Annotated in this window: 15 protein-coding genes; 14 read left to right on the top strand and 1 reads right to left on the bottom strand. The window is 35.5% G+C overall.

Annotated features, from left to right (window positions below):
- Positions 1-26 precede the first annotated feature (26 nt).
- From N2259_02485 to N2259_02535, 11 genes are all read left to right on the top strand, one after another.
- Positions 27-5,345 (top strand): DUF2341 domain-containing protein, encoded by a 5,319-nt coding sequence (locus tag N2259_02485; protein ID MCX7779086.1) that lies wholly within the window; start codon positions 27-29, stop codon positions 5,343-5,345.
- Positions 5,346-5,408: 63 nt separating this feature from the next.
- A complete protein-coding gene (locus N2259_02490) occupies positions 5,409-5,714 on the top strand; it encodes a four helix bundle protein (protein ID MCX7779087.1) in 306 nt (101 codons plus the stop codon).
- 40 nt (positions 5,715-5,754) lie between these two features.
- Positions 5,755-6,495 (top strand): prepilin-type N-terminal cleavage/methylation domain-containing protein, encoded by a 741-nt coding sequence (locus N2259_02495; protein MCX7779088.1) that lies wholly within the window; start codon positions 5,755-5,757, stop codon positions 6,493-6,495.
- 81 nt (positions 6,496-6,576) lie between these two features.
- Positions 6,577-7,590, top strand: a complete 1,014-nt coding sequence (locus N2259_02500; protein MCX7779089.1) for an AI-2E family transporter — start codon at positions 6,577-6,579, stop codon at positions 7,588-7,590.
- 17 nt (positions 7,591-7,607) lie between these two features.
- Positions 7,608-7,994 (top strand): septum formation initiator family protein, encoded by a 387-nt coding sequence (locus N2259_02505; protein ID MCX7779090.1) that lies wholly within the window; start codon positions 7,608-7,610, stop codon positions 7,992-7,994.
- A gap of 4 nt (positions 7,995-7,998) precedes the next feature.
- Entirely contained in the window at positions 7,999-8,571 is a 573-nt protein-coding gene (locus N2259_02510) for a hypothetical protein (protein MCX7779091.1), read from the top strand.
- A 5-nt stretch (positions 8,572-8,576) separates the two neighbouring features.
- The gene (locus tag N2259_02515; protein ID MCX7779092.1) at positions 8,577-8,981 is read left to right on the top strand and encodes a glycerol-3-phosphate acyltransferase; all 405 of its coding nucleotides are present in this window, start codon (positions 8,577-8,579) and stop codon (positions 8,979-8,981) included.
- A gap of 86 nt (positions 8,982-9,067) precedes the next feature.
- Positions 9,068-9,784, top strand: a complete 717-nt coding sequence (locus N2259_02520) for a hypothetical protein (GenBank protein MCX7779093.1) — start codon at positions 9,068-9,070, stop codon at positions 9,782-9,784.
- A 272-nt stretch (positions 9,785-10,056) separates the two neighbouring features.
- Positions 10,057-13,311, top strand: coding sequence for a lamin tail domain-containing protein (locus N2259_02525; GenBank protein MCX7779094.1), 3,255 nt, complete (start codon positions 10,057-10,059; stop codon positions 13,309-13,311).
- 151 nt (positions 13,312-13,462) lie between these two features.
- The gene (locus N2259_02530) at positions 13,463-13,843 is read left to right on the top strand and encodes an SPFH domain-containing protein (GenBank protein ID MCX7779095.1); all 381 of its coding nucleotides are present in this window, start codon (positions 13,463-13,465) and stop codon (positions 13,841-13,843) included.
- Positions 13,815-14,159 (top strand): SPFH domain-containing protein, encoded by a 345-nt coding sequence (locus tag N2259_02535; protein MCX7779096.1) that lies wholly within the window; start codon positions 13,815-13,817, stop codon positions 14,157-14,159. The genes N2259_02530 and N2259_02535 overlap by 29 nt, the downstream gene beginning before the upstream one ends.
- A gap of 393 nt (positions 14,160-14,552) precedes the next feature.
- Here the strand turns inward: N2259_02535 and N2259_02540 are convergent, their stop codons facing one another.
- Positions 14,553-14,870, bottom strand: a complete 318-nt coding sequence (locus N2259_02540) for a hypothetical protein (GenBank protein MCX7779097.1) — start codon at positions 14,868-14,870, stop codon at positions 14,553-14,555.
- A gap of 24 nt (positions 14,871-14,894) precedes the next feature.
- Here N2259_02540 and N2259_02545 point away from each other — a divergent pair, with 24 nt between their 5' ends.
- The 3 genes from N2259_02545 to N2259_02555 are packed head-to-tail and all read left to right on the top strand — an operon-like array spanning position 14,895 to position 19,147.
- Positions 14,895-15,785 (top strand): glycosyltransferase family 2 protein, encoded by an 891-nt coding sequence (locus N2259_02545; GenBank protein MCX7779098.1) that lies wholly within the window; start codon positions 14,895-14,897, stop codon positions 15,783-15,785.
- A gap of 16 nt (positions 15,786-15,801) precedes the next feature.
- On the top strand, positions 15,802-16,965 hold the full coding sequence (locus tag N2259_02550; GenBank protein ID MCX7779099.1) for a glycosyltransferase family 4 protein: 1,164 nt from the start codon (positions 15,802-15,804) through the stop codon (positions 16,963-16,965).
- The gene (locus tag N2259_02555; protein ID MCX7779100.1) at positions 16,934-19,147 is read left to right on the top strand and encodes a hypothetical protein; all 2,214 of its coding nucleotides are present in this window, start codon (positions 16,934-16,936) and stop codon (positions 19,145-19,147) included. The genes N2259_02550 and N2259_02555 overlap by 32 nt, the downstream gene beginning before the upstream one ends.
- Positions 19,148-19,153: the final 6 nt, after the last annotated feature.

Below are 19,153 nucleotides of genomic sequence, written 5' to 3' on the forward strand. Positions count from 1 at the left end.
ATCTCAATCAATCTCTTTTGTAATTTATGAGGAAAAAAATTTTTAAAATTTTGTTGCCGGGTTTGGTTACTTTAACCCTCATTTTTTCTTTTTTTGAATTTAACCTTCACTCTTTTTTTCTTCAGGCTCAAGAGGCAATGAAAATTGAAGTACCAATTGAAATGGTTGACTATGGCTTGGCTTCGTCAAGAGAAGCGACTCTTTTTAATCGGACAAAAATCTTTCTTGACCCCAATGATTATCAAGCTGATTCAACCAATTACTTTTTTGAAATCGTGGCTATAAATACAGATGAAAGAGAGGGAAGAGTTGTCTTGGTTGATTCTAAGAAGCAACCAGTCGCCGAGATTACTGTACCACCCCAGACCAATCAACCAGCCCGTTTTAGAACAAAAGAGCCTTTTAGTTTATCTCAGGATGAATATCTTATTATACTGGAAGGAACCTCAGCAGAGAATCAACTTCAGGTTTATGCCGCCAGAATTATTATTCAACAAACGAATCCTCAAGTAACAAGAATCCAAATTCCCTTAACCAGCGGTCCAGATGATAGTTATTCTTTTAAAGAGACAGCAATTGATCAAGTAGAAAGTGGAAATTATATTCAGCCACAACCTCAATTTTACCATCTCTGGTCCTATCGTTCTCTTGATTGGGTGAGTTTAGCTGAGAGTAATCCTTTTACCTTAGAAGCTGTTTTAGCCGGCGATATTAGTGCTGCACTTTTTGATCAAAATAATCAAATAGTTAGTGGTTCAGAAATTTCTGTCTCCAGCCAAACTCCTCTTTTGATGCAAAAAGATTTTACTGATTTAGTTGATGCTACTTATCAGTTAAAAATTAGAGGTAGAGAAGGCTTAATTTATCGGGCTGCTCTTTATCTGAGATTAACCAATCCAATAGCTTTAGAAATTTATTATCGTTATCAAAGAATGAGACAGTCTCAGACAGCTGAAATTAGAAGCTATCAAAGAGTGCTTTATGATGCCAGCCAATTTCCTGAGCATCAGATTTATCATGAAGCAACCGGTCAAGGGCAAAACCTAATGGCTGTCATTTACGACCATAGTCAAAATGAGAGCGGTACTACCAATGGCAACAACATTGAATCTTCAGCTATTAATTTTAACTCATCAGAGAAAATATTAATGCGGACTTCTCCTTTTTCTCTAACCTCTGGCAACCGCTTTATTTATTCTGTTCTTGGCGAAAGTGGCGATTTAATTTTAACCAGCGCCTCAATAGTCATTAAAATTGGTCAGCCAAAAATTGACCAGACCCACTATCGCTGGCGCAATGATAATGGTGGAGAATTGGGCGGTAATTTTGAGGTAGTTACACTTTTGCCCAATGGTAATGGTGACGAAATTACTTGGACCCCTTATCCTAATACTCCCAATCATTATACTTTAGTCGCTGACGAAAGTGATAACTCATACGTTTATAAAACCATTCAGACCGATCTGGCCATTTTCCGTTTCGGTCTTAAAGAAAGTAATGGTTCTGTCTCTAGTTTTTCTGTTACTTTGACAGGAGATTATGCTGAGTATTCTTATCAATGGAGTGTTAAACCATCAAATGGTCAGCCTTGGACACCTAGCGCGATTAATGATTTACAGATTGGGGTGGCCTATAATATACTTGAAGAAATACCAATACCAGGTAAAGGAGAGATACCTGAAGAAAAAGAAGAATTAGAAGAGTCGTTTCATATTGCAGACCTTTCTTTACCTACTGGTGTTGTCATTGATTATGTTAAAGTCTTTGTCCGGGCTAAAAGGGTCTGTCGTGTAGGTCCTGAATGGCCTCCAACTTATAATTGTACTGCTTTTACGGCGAAAATGTGGGCAGAGGTTAAGTATTATCCCGGCGCGACCTATAAAGCTGACGAGGATACGCCCGTGACCAATCAAGTAAAAAATAAAAATGTCCGTTTAAGATTTTCTTTGAAGAATACCGGCTCAGCTCCAGCGGTTAATTATCAATATCGCCTCCAAGTGGCTCCAAAAGGTACGGCTAGTAGTTGCCTAGAAGTGCCGCCTGAAAATTATACGGATGTGCCAACAGCTGGGAACTGTGGTTCAGCTGTTGCTTGTATGGCTGATTCTTCATATCTTGATGATGGCCAAGCAACAACCTGGCAACTGAGTGGGCCGGGTGAAGATTGGACTTGGGCAGACGGTAAAATAGTTGAAAGGCCTTCTAATCAGACATCTCAATTTACTTTAGAAACGAAATCTTTTACGGAATTTGAATATAATTTTCAATTCACTAATAATGCTATTGGCGGCGCTACCTACTGTTTTCGGTTATCAAATGCTGGTGAAGGTTTGGATAATTATAATCAAATCGCGGCTATTACCTTATTACAAACACTACCATCTTTCCGTCTTAGAGTCTCCACACCCTTAAATTATAAACAGCCCTATAATCATTCTGAGCCGGCTAAAAATTTTAATGACTCCGCTTCTAATGTGCTTTATTGGAACGGCTCGTCTTGGCTGGTTCAAAACCAACAACCGATTTATCTTATTGGTTTTAGCGATGGTAGTTTTGAGGGAAATCCGTATGATGAAGAGAATCAAACCGATAACCAGATTAATAGTTCTTCAATAAAAATTGGTCAACAATTTACCGTGCCAGCTGGAGCAGCAACTCAAAAAGTCATTCAGACTAGCTTTTATCTTAAAAAGACAGGCAACCCACCAGATCTTCTTCTTACTTTAGAAAAAGTTGGTGGTAGTTCGGTTACAAAAACTATTTCTGCCAATACCGTCTCTAATCAATATGCTTGGGTCGAAGCACCAGCTTTTGATGAAGCCTTTAATTTAGAAGCCAATGCCACTTACCGCCTTTATCTTTCTTGTGCTGGCTGTAGTGCAAACAATTATTATCAAGTCAAAAGATTAAAAACAATGAGTGGAATCAATAGTCTGACTTATGATGGTGGCATTGATTCAGGATTAATTTATACTACCACAGGTACCTTTGGCAACCCTATAAATAACGAAGATACTCTTTTCCGTCTTAAAGAATTTGCTGGCTTTCCAACTACTGGCAATTATATTTCTGCCCAAACATCTACCGGTAGCACAGCTACTACTTATTCTCATCTTGATTGGAAACAAGAAATTCCGAGCGGTGAAGTTTGTCCCACCGATCCAGTTCGTTTTCAAATTGGCACCGCTAACTTAGTCAGTGGTAGTTGTCCAGCCAGTCCGAATGCCTATTCCTATTATGGCCCAAATGGTATCGGTGGTCCAATGTGGTGGTATGAAGAAAACGGTGTTCGTTGGAAAAAACGGCGTTCGATTACTATCAATAATCCCAGTGGTCAGGAATTAAAAAATTATCAAATTCTGTTGACTATAAATACCGCCGAATTAATCTCGGCTGGCGAATTACAAAGTGATTGCGATGATCTTCGATTTACCAGTTTATCTGGTGCCAGTCTAAATTATTGGCTCGAATCTGGTTGTAATACCTCTCAAACAAAAATCTGGGTGAAAATTCCTTATCTTCCTGCTACTCCCACCTCTAACACTACTAAAATTTATCTTTATTACGGCAACGCCAATGCCTCCTCTGCCAGCAACGGCGATGCGACGTTTATTTTCTTTGATGATTTCAACGGCACGAGTTTGGATACGAGCAAATGGACAGAGCAAAAAGGTGGGACAACGAGTTTAAGTGTTAATAATGGTCAGATTACTTTTCATCATCCAGCCGTCCAGGGTAATTATATTTGGATCTATTCTAATAATAAATTTTCTTACCCAGTTTGGCAGGAGGTGAGATGGATTTCTTTTGACATCAGCGATGCCACGCCTCGATTTGGACAATCAACGACTACCAATTTAAGGACGAATGGTAATTATTATAATAATTATTCTGCTGATGTGGGTTTCAACTCGGCATATAGAATTGTCGGCGACAATTCAAATAGTGGTTGGACTGTTTCTTCTACTTCAGTGAGTGGCCAGCGGCCTGAGATTTGGAGTTTTGCCTGGCCAGCCACTGGTTCGCAAATTTTTAGAAAAAATTACTCTTTACTATTGACCGGCAGTGATAATATAAACACTATCGCCGATTATTATCTTTATTTAGGCATAGCAGAGCGGACGGCAAATCAGACAGCTGTTGCTGATTGGGTACGTGTCCGTAAGTACGTCTCAGTAGAGCCAACACAGGGAGGATGGGGTGAAGTAGAAACATATAGTCCAGAAGATTATTACGCCGGCGACCTAAATACCTACTGCCAAAATGTGACCGGTGGTCAATTCTGTTCCCGCGAAATTTGTCCGGATCGACTGGCTGGCTTTCAATATCGCAAAAAAATTAACTTAACCGGTGCTCAAGGCGCTGGTAATGGCTATCAAGTGAAATTAAAAATTGGCAAAACTTCAGCTGCCATCGGTGAAGATTTTGACCTCAATGGTAATGTTCAAGATTCTTTCAATGATATTAGGTTTACTGATGACGATGGTGTGACTTTATTGAATTACTGGATAGAATCAGTGGCTGATAGTGGCGGAACGAAATTAGCGACAGTTTGGGTAAAAGTGAATGATAATTTAGATAATAATCAGTCGATTTATATCTATTATGGCAATGCCAATACCTCTTCAGCCAGCAATGGTGAAGGTACTTTCGTTCATTTTCAAGATTGGAATAATTCAAATGGCTGGACTTTAAGCAAATCTTCAGTTTCTAATAGTGAACTTTTTCTTGACCCCGATGGTTTTCAGCCAGCAGCTTCAGCAAGGCGAACCGAGTTGTTGGGGGCAGGCTATGCTTTGCGAAGTCGACTTGACTGGGCTGATGAAGGCGGGCCATGGAAAGAACAAGGGTTTGGTTGGGGTGATTTTGATCACTCATACGAATACGGCAATCATCAGGTTCGAAATGGTATTTGGGTAAGATGTTTCTATGGGTCACCTTATCCAACTCAGTTTATTACTAAAAAAGACGGCATTGAAACATACACTCAGGTGACTTCTTTTCGGACAGGAGGATACAACACAGTCGAACTTCGTTGGCCATCTAATACACGAGCAGAGTTTTCTTTAAATGATGATGCGCCGGTTGTTCATACTACTAATATTCCTACTGGTAGTTATTATCAACATCATTGGTATCAGTATTTCGGTACCGCTATTCAAAAAGTAGATTGGACTTTAATTCGTAAATATGTTTATCCGGAGCCAGCTATTCAATCAATCGATGCCCAGGAAATAGTCTATCCTCATCAGAACCAGCCCTGCCTACGCTACCGATTTTTACTTCTCAACTGTCAAAACAACTCACCAAAAGTTAAGGAAGTCAAAGTCAATTATACACCATAAAATAAAATTTTTAATTTCTAATTTTGAATTTTGAATAAATTTTTAATGGTCTAATTTTGAAAGATGAAGAAATATGATTTAGAAGAGAGAACGGCAAATTTCGGTGAAAAGGTAATTAAATTCTGTAAAAATTTAAAACAAGATGCTATTTCTAAACCGATTATCAGTCAATTAATTCGCTCAAGCACGAGTATCGGTGCCAATTATATGGAAGCTAACGCTGCCAGTTCAAAGAGAGATTTCAAAAATAAAATTTTTATCTGTAAAAAAGAAACTCAAGAAACAAAACACTGGTTACGGATGTTGGCTCAATATTTCTCAGAGAGAAGCAGTGAAATCAAAAACTTTGGCAAGAGGCACAAGAGTTGACTTTAATTTTCGGCAAAATTATTGGCTCACTCAATAAAAAATGATTTTTAAAATTCAAAAATTCAAAATTGATTCAAAATTAAAAATTCAGAATTCAGAATTGACAAATAAAGGTTTTACTCTCATTGAAATTCTCTTATACTTGGCCATTGTTTCGGTAGTGCTGGTTGTCGGCACTATTTTTATTTGGCAGGTCATTGAGGGTGGCGAGCGGGCGAATCAATTAGAAGAACTGCGCGAAGCCAGCCGTTTTGTTTTAGAAAAAATCAGTCAAGAGGTAAAAAAAGCTAGAAATGTTTTAGATCCACCGAGTTGTCAGAAATTTACCAATCAAACAGATTGTCAAAGTTATTGGGCTTGTCTCTGGCAGAATAACAAATGTTTTGTTACTTGCACTAGATACAACAATCAGCCTGATTGCGAAAATCATAATTGTATCTGGAGTAACGGTGTCTGCAGTGGCAGTGAGCCAAAAAATCTCTGCCCAGTCGATCCGGAAAACAATAAAGAAACTTGTTTAACGATTGCCAAACCTGATGGAACTATGGTTAAATTTTATCGCCAAACTTATACAAATGTGAAAAGGATTGTTCAAAAAACAGGAAACAACGAGCCAGTAGGTTTGACCTCTGGCTTAGTTGACATTACTTCGTTGAAAATTGCTAATCTTTCACCCGACAAAGGATCAGGCATCATTAGAATCGAAATGACCTTAAAACACAAAAATAATCCACGTCTAACCTTTACTGCCCAATCTTCTATTTCTTTACGCGATAATTAAATCATAGCAATTTTTAATTTTATCAACGCTTGACTGATTCTTTTTAAAATTATAAAATTAAAAATTAGAAATTTTTCTTCTATGAATAAAAATATTTTTTCTGAAGCGGTCAAGATTATTCTTTTTCTTTTATCATTGCTTTTTCTTTATTTTATTCGTGATATTATTTTGATTTTTATTGTTTCTTTGATTATTGCTGCCATTTTTAATCCCTTAGTTGATTGGTTGGAGAAGAAAAAAATTTCACGCGGGGCAGCAACCATCCTTATTTATTTTATTTTTCTTTTTCTTCTGGTCGGCCTTTTAATTTTAATTGTCCCGAGTTTAACGAAAGATTTAGAATTTTTAGGAACAAAAATTTCTTCCTATTATTCAATCTTGAGGTCGTTGTTTGGTCGGGCTCAAGAAATTTTACCTAAAGACTTGTCTTTATTCTCGAGCTGGCAGACAGGTCTTTCTTCTTTAACGCGTGGTGTTTTTTCTTTACTTGGTGATGTGGCCAATGCGATTTTGGCTATTTTTTTGATACTTATTATCTCTTTTTATCTTGTCGTAGAAAAAGAGGCCATTGCCAAATTCTTTCTTTCTTTTATTCCGGAAAAACGTCATCAATTTGTTTCTCGTCTCATTTCTCTTTCGCAAAAGAATTTAAGTAATTGGGGTTGGGGAATGTTGATTTTAATGCTTTTTATCGGTGTCTTGACTTATCTTGGCCTTTTGATCCTTGAGGTTCGTTATGCTTTATTTTTCGCCATCATCGCTGGTTTGACCGAAGTTATTCCCCGAATCGGCCCTTTTCTTGGCGCTGTACCAGCCGTTGTTTTAACCTTTTTTCAAGCACCGATTAAAGCCATTTTTGTCGCTCTCCTTTATTTTCTCATTCAACAAATTGAAGGTTCAATTGTCGTCCCTCAGGTGATGAAAAAAGCTGTTGGGTTAAATCCGATTGTTGTCATTCTTGTTCTTCTAATTGGTGCTAAAATTGGTGGTATTTTAGGCGCGATAATTGCTGTACCGGTGACGGCTGTCATTGATATTGTCATCAGAGAATATCGGGAATTAAAAAAACAGGAAAGTAACCTAGTTCATTATTAAAAGAAGAAAGGTTGGTTATGACTAAAAAGAAGAAATCCTTTTTTCAAATCCTCTTTACTTCTTCTTTTTTGTCTTTGGTCCTATTAATCATTCTAGGCGTAACCCTTACTTTTTCCTTTAAGACCTTTCGTCAGGAAAGAGAGGTGAGGGGACAAATTTTGGCTTTAGAAAATGAAATTGAAAAGGTTGAAGGCGAAAAATCAAAACTTCTCGAAACATTAGAATATCTCAAATCTGATTTTTATAAAGAAAAAGAAGCGCGGGAGAAATTTGGTATGCAGCAACCTGGCGAAAAGGTGATCGTCATTTTGCCACCCATTGAAAATCAAGAGAAAAATATGGTCAAAGAAGAGGAAAATTTACCCATTTTTAAAAAATGGTGGTATTATTTATTTAAAAAATAAAAATATGAAATTTTATCCAGAAGAAAATGAAGAAGCAGCAAAAATCATTGAAAGAAGAAAACAGGAAATACTAAAATTAATTAATTGGTTCTCTCAGCAGATTAAAGATAAAGAATGGAGAATTTTTTTTCAAGAACGTCTTAAGTTTCAAAGAGATCAATCTCCTTCACTTTTTTTAGCAATCAGCGCCTCAGATTCAGAACAAACCGTTAAATTTGCCTTTGCTAAGACAGAGCAAGAGGCGAGAGAATTGCTTATTCATCGATTATCTTCAACAGAAAAGAATTTTCCTATTTTTACAGGTAAAGTGATTGAACCACCGCCAAGTTTTTTACCACCATTTCCTCTTGAATTTCCTTTTCGTATCGTTTCTTTACCGGTCAACCTAGAAGATGCTAGATCAGCACCAGCGGATCCAGTGGAAAGAGAAGAATATATTAAGGCCATTGAACGAGTCGCTCGTTATTTTCGTGGAAACTATTTTTCTGAGATACCAAACAGTCCGGAAAGAACTCATAATTTGCTAATTCTTGACTCAAACCTTCATCCTCTTAAAGTGAGTTACGAAAAATTTTAGTTTTTATGATTACCGGTCTCCTAGCCATTGGGCTTGGCTATTTGCTTGGCTCAATTTCGCCATCATATTTCTTGACTAAATGGCTTAAAGGGGTTGATATTCGCAAACTTGGCGATGGTAATGCTGGCGCAAGAAATGTTTATCACAGTGTCGGACTGGTGCCAGCCATAATCACCGGATTAATTGATCTTTCAAAAGGGGTGGGAGTTATTTTGATTTCTTCTTTGTTCGCGCCTTTAATTTTCTCTTATCTGGCTGGCTTAGCAGCAGTCGTTGGTCATATTTTTCCTTTTTATTTAAAATTTCGTGGTGGTCAGGGTGGAGCGACTTTAAGTGGAATTCTACTTTTTTTATTTTTCAACTTCGTTTTCAAGGCCAAATCTCTTGGTCTTTATTTTTTATTCTCTTAGTGGCGGGTCTAATTTTTATTTATATCACTAAATTAGGTCCCTTTGCCGGACTAGTCTGTCTGCCATTTCTTATTTTTGGCATTTTAATGGAAACCTCTCTTAATTTAACTACCGGTTTTGTGATATTTTTATTAGCGATAAGCCTCTTTCAACTCATTCGTTATTTTTTCTCTCAAGGAAAGATCAGACAATGGATTTTTAAAAAGGAATTAACGATTGAAGAAAAGACAGAGCTCCTTCGTTGGCGAACCTTAATGAGACCTTTGGGCGTCTTCATTATTATTTTTTATTTTTTATTTGGTAAGACGATCATTCTCTTTTTAATTGGTTTGGTCAGTGTAATTTTTATCCTCGTTGACGTTTCTCGTCTTAGTTTTCAAAAATTTAATATCTTTCTCTTGAAAAATTTATTTATTAAACAAAAAGAAATAAAAATATTTTCCTCAATGAGTCTTTTTACGAGCGCCTCCTTTATTTTCCTCCTGATTTTTGAAAAAAGAATTGCTTTCTTGGCTATTCTTTATCTTGTTTTCGGTGATCTTTTTGCTAAAGTGATTGGTACTTTCTTCGGTCGACAAAAATTTTTTACTAAAACTCTAGAAGGAACACTGGCTTATTTCACCTCTTGTCTACTTTTTGGCTTCTTTTTCAGTTATTTTTTTGAAATTTCATCTTTGACAATGATAGTTGGTGCTTTCACTGCTGCTTTTTCCGAAGCTCTGCCTTTGGGTATTGATGATAATTTCAGCGTTGACCTTCTCTCTGCTACCACCATGTATTTAGTTAATCTGATCTTCGTATAAACCGTCTTATTTTTTAATGCGGTCGTTGGTAAATTTAAGACGGAGAATGGCTAAAGATTGATAAAAATGAGGTGAAAAAATGAAAAAATAAGTGAATTGACCATTTCTAAAATTCATTTATAATAGAAAAAATTCAATTTTGATTTGTAATAAAATAAAAGCAAGAGACGGAAACTTAACATTCTCATGTTTTTAAGAATGCTAGAATATTGAGAAAGTATAAAAATAAAATTGGAAATTAAATAATTTAATCAAATTTTAAGTAAAATCATATGATCAAAGAAGCAATGAAGAAAATTTTATCCTGGTTTTTATCAGGAGTTCTGATTTTTTCAGGATTCTTTGTTGTTTTGGAAAAACCAGTCAGAGCGGAATGGGCGAATTATGTGGTTATTAGTGAGTTTGCGACCCGCGGTTCAACTAGTGCCTATGATGAGTTTGTTGAATTATATAATCCGACTGAAAATATTGTTGATATCAGTGGTTGGAAATTACAATATTGGGGCGGCAGTACCTGGACCACCAAATTAACAATTCCGTCTGGAACAAAAATTTTACCCCACCGGTATTATTTAATGTCTTCTTCGTCTCAATATTTTACTACCACAGTTTCTGATCTAACCCATAATTCATATTTGGCTCTGGCTGATGGCACAGCAGGAGATCCGCGAGGGATCAGAATAATTACTGCTGATAATATGGTAATAGATACAATAATATACGAAGCGGACGGCGGAACTGATAATTCCCTTGCGGAGGGTGGGAAGACAGCTCCTGCCCCTAATTATCGTGCCAACACTTATAACAGAAGCGTAGAAAGAAAGCCTGGTGGAGAAAGTGGCAACGGACAAGATACAAATATCAATGGTCATGATTTTTTTGTAAGAGATCAAAGGGACCCAACGAACTCTCAAGCCTTACCTCGACCACCAATTGAGCAACCACCGTCGTCGCAACCGCAATGCGGAAACGGTACCTGTGAAACAGGAGAAAGTTCAGAAAACTGTCCCCAAGATTGTCAGTTAAATCAACCAGTTTGCGGTAATAATCTTAAAGAAGAAAAGGAAGAATGTGACAAGACTGATTTGGCCGGCCAAACTTGTATGACGCTCGGCTTTGTGAGTGGCACTTTAAGCTGTAATAATAATTGTACTTTTAATACCTCTCAATGTACTTCTGGCGGTAGCTATCCACCGCCGATAGTTGAACAAGTCAAGCCAGGCGATATTGCTATTAATGAATTTGTTTCTGATCCGGTTGATGGTGAAGAGGAGTGGATTGAGCTCTATAATAACACTGACAAAGAAATTGATTTAACAAATTGGCAAATTGAAGAAGGATCGGGGGTACGAACAACTTTGTCCGGCACAATTAGTTCAAAGAGTTTTTTTGTTGTTGAAAAAATTAAAGGTTATTTAAACAACTCAGGTGACATTATTATTTTAAGAGGGGCCAATGGTCGAATTATTGATCAAGTTGTTTATGGCAGTTGGGATGATGGCAATAGAGAAGATAATGCGCCAGCAACCAAAGACCCAAATTCGGTAGCGCGAGTGGTCGATGGTCAAGATACGGATCGTGACTATTTAGATTTCAAAATTTCCACTTTACCAACAAAAAATGCACCTAATAAATTTGAAGAAGAGAAAGAATATCCTTTTGGTGTAATTTTTAACGAACTTTTACCAAATCCTAAGGGCGATGATTCGGAAAATGAATTTATTGAATTAAAAAATCTCAATGATTTTGAAGTTAATTTAGAAAATTGGCGATTAGAAGACGCCAGTGGGACAAAATTTGTTATTTCTTCACAAAAATTATCTTCGACGAAAATTCCAGGACGTGGCTTTTTTATCCTTTGGCGTCGGGATTCAAAAATCGCTTTAAATAATTCTGGCAGTGAAAGAGTAAAACTCTATCAACCAAATGATAATTTAGTTGATGAAATCAGCTACAGCGGGACAGTTGCTGAAGACATTGCCTATGCCAAAGAGGAAACAAAAAATTGGTTTTTGACTACACAACCAACACCAGGACAAGAGAATATTATTAAGAAGGTTAATCAGAAACCAAAGGCGGTAATCTCGGCACCGAATAAAGCCTTGGTCAACGAAGAAATAATTTTTGATGCTTCTGATTCTTACGATCCAGATGGTGATGGTTTAACTTATCTTTGGGATTTTGGTGACCAGACAAGGAGTAACGAGGTGGTGGCTAAACATTTTTATAAAAAAACAGGCAAATTTAATGTCAAACTTGAAGTTAAGGACAGTCTTGGCGAAAGCGAGGTGGTGAAATTAAGTCTTGAAATTTTACCTAACGAAAAAAAATTTTCTTATAGTCCACTTGAGGCAGAAATTTTTATCAGCGAATTTTTACCTAATCCAAAAGGGAGAGACGAGGCAGAATGGATAGAAATTTTTAATAATGGCGACAGAGAAGTCGATTTGTCGGGTTGGTTTTTAGATGACATGGATGGGGGAAGTAAACCGTATCAAATAAAAGAAGGGATAAAAATTTTGCCAGGTGAACATTTACTTTTTGAACGCAAAGAGACAAAAATTGCTTTAAATAATAATTTTGATTCTGTCAGAATTTTAGATCCAGAAGGAAATTTATTTTTTGAAGTCACCTACGAAAAACCAAAAGAAGGGTTTTCTTATGCTTTAGATGAAAATAGTGAATGGCGGTGGACATCGCTTTTAACCCCTGGTCAGAAAAATTTATTTAGTAGTGAAGAAGAGATAAAAACAAAAAAGTCTTCAGCTAAAATAGCTGGCGAAGGGGAAAAATTTTTAGAAACTCCTTTATCAGAAGTAAGAAATCAAGAGATTGGTGATTTAGTTAAAACCCAAGGTATTGTTTCGGTTGAACCTGGTATTTTAGGAAAACAAATTTTTTATCTGGCTGGCTCAGGAATCCAAATTTATTCTTATCAGAAAGATTTTCCTTCTCTTAAACTCGGTGATCAAATTGAAGTAAGAGGTGAATTGGCCGAATATAAAAACGAAACGAGAATTAAAATTGCTTCCAAAGATGACATTAAAATTTTGGAAAGTAAAACTCCGCCCGAGCCAAAAAAAGTTAAAACTGGCGAGGTTGACGAAAGTTTAGAAGGAAATCTGGTGCTTATTGAAGGACAGTTAATCGAATCGAGAACGAATTATTTTTATTTAGATGATGGCTCCGGCGAAGTTAAAGTTTATCTCAAAGCAACAGCCGGTCTTAAAAAACCAAAAATGAAAGAAGGTAATTGGCTAAGGGTTATTGGCATTGTTGGACAGTATGGCGAAGAATATCGACTTTATCCACGCTATCAAAGTGATTTAGAAATAATTCAAAAACCAGAGGAAGATGTGGTGCTGACAACCGCTTCATTATCTGAAACGAAACCTCTTTTTGAAAGAATTAATCCTTTTTCAAAAAGCAGCCAATCAGAAAAAATCAAATATCTTTCTTTAAGTGCTTTAACTTTGTTGATTATTTTAATTAGTCTTTTACTTCGAAGTCGAAGAAAAAAATATTGAAATAGTCTTCTTATGATCCAATATCCTTATTGTGGCATTGTGGCGAATAAAATTTAAGAAAGTGATGAGAAAAAGTCTTAAAACAAAAAAATAATTTAAATCTATAGCTTGAATTTTTTGGACACCTTTTATTATCATTGTCGTCTGGTTTTTGGCTGGTTTGCGAGTCGTTCAACAATACGAAAGGGGTGTTGTTTTAACTCTTGGCCGTTATTCTTCAACTCGTTTGCCGGGGCTAAATTGGATTCTGGTTGGTATTCAAAAAATGATCAAGGTTGATGTCCGAGTCAGAACTATTGATATTCCTAGACAGGAAGTCATTACTTCTGATAATGTCACTGTTGGTATTAACGCCGTAGTTTTTGTTAGAGTAGAACGAGCCGAAGATGCGGTTTTAAAAGTTCAGGACCATGTCTATGTCATTTCTCAATATGCCTTAGGTGCCTTGCGTGATGTCATTGGTGGCGTAGAACTTGATGTTTTATTAACCCAAAGAGAGAGAATTGCCGAAGAGATTAAAAAAAATTGTTGACCAAGCCACTGAGCCTTGGGGAATTGATGTACCGGAAATTAAAATTCAAGACATTGAACTACCGGCCGAAATAAAAAGAGCCTTGGCAAAGCAAGCCGAGGCGGAAAGAGAAAGACGGGCGGTAATTATTAAAGCCGAAGGTGAATTAAAAGCTTCAGAAAATTTATCGGCAGCAGCGGCAAAATTAGCTAGTATGCCTGGCGGCTTAACTTTAAGAACTTTAAAAACGATTGAACAGATTAATCCCGATCCTTCAAAAACTGTTATTTTCGCTTTACCGATAGAAATTATTGAAGCCTTGAAAAAAAATTGGTAGTCAGAAGTAATTTTATCTCATTTCTTTCAAAAACTCTGTGGCTAATTTCGCAGTTTCGGTTATGCTTTGATAATATGCTTTGATAAAACGATTTCCAAACAATAACGATATCGACGTCGTTAAAAATTGCCCGTTGTACTTCTTGAATTGTGTTACCGCCAGCTAAAGCCAGCAAAATATCATATTGACCTTTAATTCTAGCAATCTCATGATAAGGAATTGACTTGTTTTATGCTTCTTTGTCTACACCACAATGAATAATCACGGCGGTGGGTAATTTCTTAAGTTTTCGCAAAACAGAAAAAGAGAATTCAAAATTTATCATGTCAATCATTGAATCGATTTTGAATTCCTGACAAGCCTCAACAAAAGTATTAAGGGTTGATATGGGAGCTACGCCAAACGCCACGACGGCTGAGGCACCAGCCTGAGTCGCCAATTTGACTTCTGTTTTGTTCGGCCGCGATCCATCGTTTTCAAATCAGCCACAACATAAGGAAAACCTTGAAAACCAACAAGGCGAGCCGCCCACCAATTTCTCAGTCGACTAATGGCATTCAGCCCGTAAGTTTTAATCAAGGGTGTGCCGGCTTCGATAATAATACGATCAGAAACTGGTAACTGGCTAATAATTTTTCCTGCTTCTTCTAAAGTTGAATTGAGGGCGATTTGGAGATACTGTTTTTTGCGATTAAGCTTGAAACTTTCCATATTTTTTTATCTATCATAACAAATATGCCAGAAATTTCCATTGTCATTTTGACAAAAAATGCCGGACGACGATTCAAAAAAGTTCTGAAGGCGATTTTTGAACAGGTAATAGAAAAAAAATTTGAAGTCATTATTATTGATTCTGGTTCAAAGGATAAAACTTTAAAAATTGCTCATCAGTTTTCGGTAGCAAAAATTTTAGAAATCAAGCCAGAGACTTTTGAACACGGCAAAACCAGAAACCTATCCCTTGCTCTTTGTCAGGGAAAATATATTGTCTTTCTCAGTCAAGACGCCTTGCCCGTTAATCATCTTTGGCTAAAGAATTTAATCAACCCTTTATCTGATGATAAAGTAGCAGCCACCTTTTCTCGTCAAATTCCTTATGTCCAAACCAATCTTTTTCAGAAATACTATCAGTCTTTTCTTTATCCAAAAGAAAAAGAACCACTTTTAGGTTCTCTCTTTTTTTCTAATGTTTCAGCCGCCATCAAAAAAGAAGTTTTGGAAAAAATAAAATTTCCCGAAAATTTACCAATGAGTGAGGATCAAGCTTGGGCAAAAGCGGTCGTAGAGAATGGTTATCAAATAGTTTACTGTCCAGAGGCACCAGTCTTTCATTCACATAATTATAGTTTTTGGAAAAATTTTAAAAGAAATTTTGATTCCGGATTAAGTTTAAAGAAATTAGGTTTAATTCAAGAAAAAAAATTTTTTGTTAAATTGCCAAAGTATCTTTTGGGTGAAATTTGGTTCCTTTTCAAAAAAAGATTAATTTTTGCTTTTCTTTATTTGCCCTCTATGTTTATCTACGAATTTTTTCGTTTTTTCGGTTTCTGGCTCGGTAGTCACTACCAAATTTTACCCCTCTCTTGGCGAAAGAAATTTTCTTTACATAATAAAAACTTAGATTAAAATTACAATGTAATCTATGAGAATTGCCCATATCGTCTCAACCTTTCCACCTTATCAGGGAGGGATGGGAAATGTCTGCTATTATCAAGCCAAAGAGTTAGCTGAACTTGGTCATCAGGTTACAGTTTTTACTCCCTGGCGAGGAGAAAGGTTTAAAATAACAAATGAAAAATTTAAGATTCAGTATCTCTGGCCATTATTGAAATATGGTAATGCTGCCTTCGTGCCAGAAATTTTTATCCATCTAGAAAATTTTGACCTTATTCATCTTCATTATCCTTTTATTGGTGGAGCAGAAATCATTTTTTTTAAAAAAATCTTTTCTCTTATTCCTATTATTCTTCAATATCAAATGGACCTTTCTTTACCCGGTCCATGGTCTCTAGTCTCCCGTCTTTATAACCGAAGTTTTAATTGGTGGATTATTGAAAAGGTGGAAAAAATTATTGTCTCTTCTTATGATTATGCACAGAGCTCGAAGTATCTTTCCTATCTATTAGAAAAAGAAAAGGAAAAGATAATTGAAATTCCTCACGGTGTTGATACAGATTGGTTTAAGCCAAGAGAAAAAGATAAAAAATTTTTGAAGAAACATCATCTTTCTCTCAAAGATAAAATTATTTTATTTGTCGGCGGCTTAGACCGAGCTCATTACTTTAAGGGTTTAGAGGTGCTACTCAAAGCAGTGGTAGATTTAAGATCTATGTCTTTAGATTTAAGATTACTAATTGTTGGTGAAGGAAATTTGCGACTAAAATATGAAAAAGAAGTCGAAAAATTAAAAATAAAAGATAAGGTTATTTTTGCTGGCCAGGTCTCAAGAGAAGATTTACCGACTTACTATAATTTAGCTGACCTTTTCGTTTTGCCATCGATTAATCGTAACGAATCTTTTGGTTTGGTTTTATTAGAAGCTATGGCTTGTGCTAAACCTTGTTTAGCCTCGGACTTACCAGGCGTGAGAACGGTGGTGAGTAATTATAAAACCGGTCTTCTCTTTAAGACTGGCCATTCTGATGATCTGGCAGAAAAAATGAAAATTTTACTGCTTAACGATGATTTGGCTAAAAAAATGGGAGAGAGGGGTAGAGAAAGGGTCGAAATAGAATATGATTGGAAGGTTATCGTTAAAAAATTAGAAACATTATATGGAAATGTGGCCAAGTATTGGCGAAAATAAAAAATTTCTTTTGACCGGTCTATCAATTTTGTTTTTAATCATTCTTTTCTTTAATATCTCGTTTTGGCAAAGTATTTTGATCGGTCTTCTATTTTCTATTTCCTACTTTCTTGTTTCTGGTCTTTGGTTGGGTAAAATTTTAGGTAAAATTTTAAACTTAGATACAGAATGGCGATTTCTATTTGGCTTATTTCTTCTTCTTTATTTAATAGCTTTTAGTCTGGCTCTACCAGCTGTTTTTTACAAAATCACGCCAGTCTATTTCTATGTTTTTCTATTGTTACTGACATTAACTATTAGTTTCGTTAATCATTTTTTGAACAGAAAAACAAAAATTCAAAATGACAAACTCCAAATTCCAAAAAATGGCCAAGATTCTCAATGTTTTTTTAAAAATTTAAAATTAAAAATTAAAAATTTCATTCCCTATCTTCTCTATTCCATTTTCTATATTCCAGCCTTCTTGCTACTGATCAAAGCTAGGACTGGTCAATACTTAGATTCGCCTTGGCAAGTTATTTCACCTCTTTATCTTATTTTTTTCTCTTTTATTTTTTTTCTTACCGTTTTGTTCATTTTTTCTCAAAAAAAACCTTTTACAATTTTAATTTTTATTATCTTGGCCTCTTTTTTACTTCATGCTTATTTACCAATTGTTCATGAAAATAATTTTGGCGTTGACCGCTGGCGTCAGTTAGGGGCAGAAAGAAGACTAATGGCTGGTCAAATCGAAGCACCGGCTCTTTTTGGCGGAGTGATAAAATATAAAAAAATTGGCCCCCTTCAAATTCCCGAAGTTTTTTTTGCTGCTAATAAATTTTCTTACGCCAGTAATTGGGGTCTAACAATTGGTTTAAGTTGGCTCACTGGCATTGACATTTTTTATCTTGATTTATTTTTAATTTTGATTCTTTGGTCGGTTTTTTTACCAATTTTTACTTTTCAGTTAGTTAATTTAATTTTTAAAAATGAAAAAATTGCTCTTCTTTCTAGTCTTGCCGTTCTTCTTCCTTTTCCATTCCAAACAGATGGAGCGATTACTTTACCAAAAACTGTCAGTTTTCTTTTCTTTGTTTTTGCCTTGATCGTTATTTTCCAATATCTAAAAGGTCAAAAAAAACTTTTGCCCCTAATTATTTTTTTCTTTCTTATTCTTTCTTTCCATTACATTCTTTTCTTGATTTTATCTCTAGAAATTTTTATTTTTGGTCTAGTCCTGAAAACTCAGCCAAAAAAAATATGTTTAAAAAAAATTTTTTTATTTTTATTTTTTATTATTTTTTCCTTAAGTCTAATTTTTTTAGATCGAATTTCTGAAACAAGCTTTTTTCAGTATAAACTTTCCGAAATACCTCAAGTTTTTCCTTCAAAAGTTAAAGATTTTTTAAAAAAAATTCTTCTTGGCCAATATTTCTATTATTTTGAACAAGGTCAACCCCTTTTTCCTTTAAAACCTAATTTCTTTTTTGTCCTTTTTGTTTGGTCTTTGGTCATTGTTGGTTTAATAAAAAGCTGGAAAAAAGATAGGTGGATAAAAATTTTAGCCATCTTTCTATTAATTTTAATAATCAACCAGTTTTTGAGTCTCTCTTTAATGAAAAATTATCGACTTTTAGCCAGACGGTCGTCGATGATAACTATTTTTCTTCTCGTTATCTTTTTTTCTGTTGGTCTCATTGAATTGATAGAAATTAAATTGATAGAAAAAGTAAATTTTAAGCCAAAGTTAATTACCATTCTACTCAGCGTCTTTTTGACTATTTTTGCCAGTACCACTTATGCCTCTGGACCATATAATTTAGGCACAGTAACGCGTAGCGAACTTGGGGTGGCAAGATTCCTTTGGCAAGAAATAAAAAAAGAACCAAAAAAAAGGTTTTGTATTTTTGATTCAAGTTGGCGACTTTTGGCTTTAGAGGCAGAGTCAGGTATCATTGCTGGCAATTTTCCTTTTCATCCCATTGACTTTGTTCAAAAAGAAAAAGATGAATTATATCGACAAATGCTTAAAAATCCTTCCAGAGAAATTTTAAATCAAACTTTAGAAATCACTGGTGCAGAAAAATGTTTTTTAGTCGTGAATCAAGAATGGCTCAAGTCAGAAATTTTTGATAAAATAAAAAAATTTTTAGGCGAACCAAGAATGATTGATAATGTCTATTTTTGGTACTATGAAAAATAGAAGAAT

It is taken from the genome of Patescibacteria group bacterium (assembly GCA_026417895.1).
GTDB lineage: Bacteria > Patescibacteriota > Patescibacteriia > UBA2591 > CALHIP01 > CALHIP01.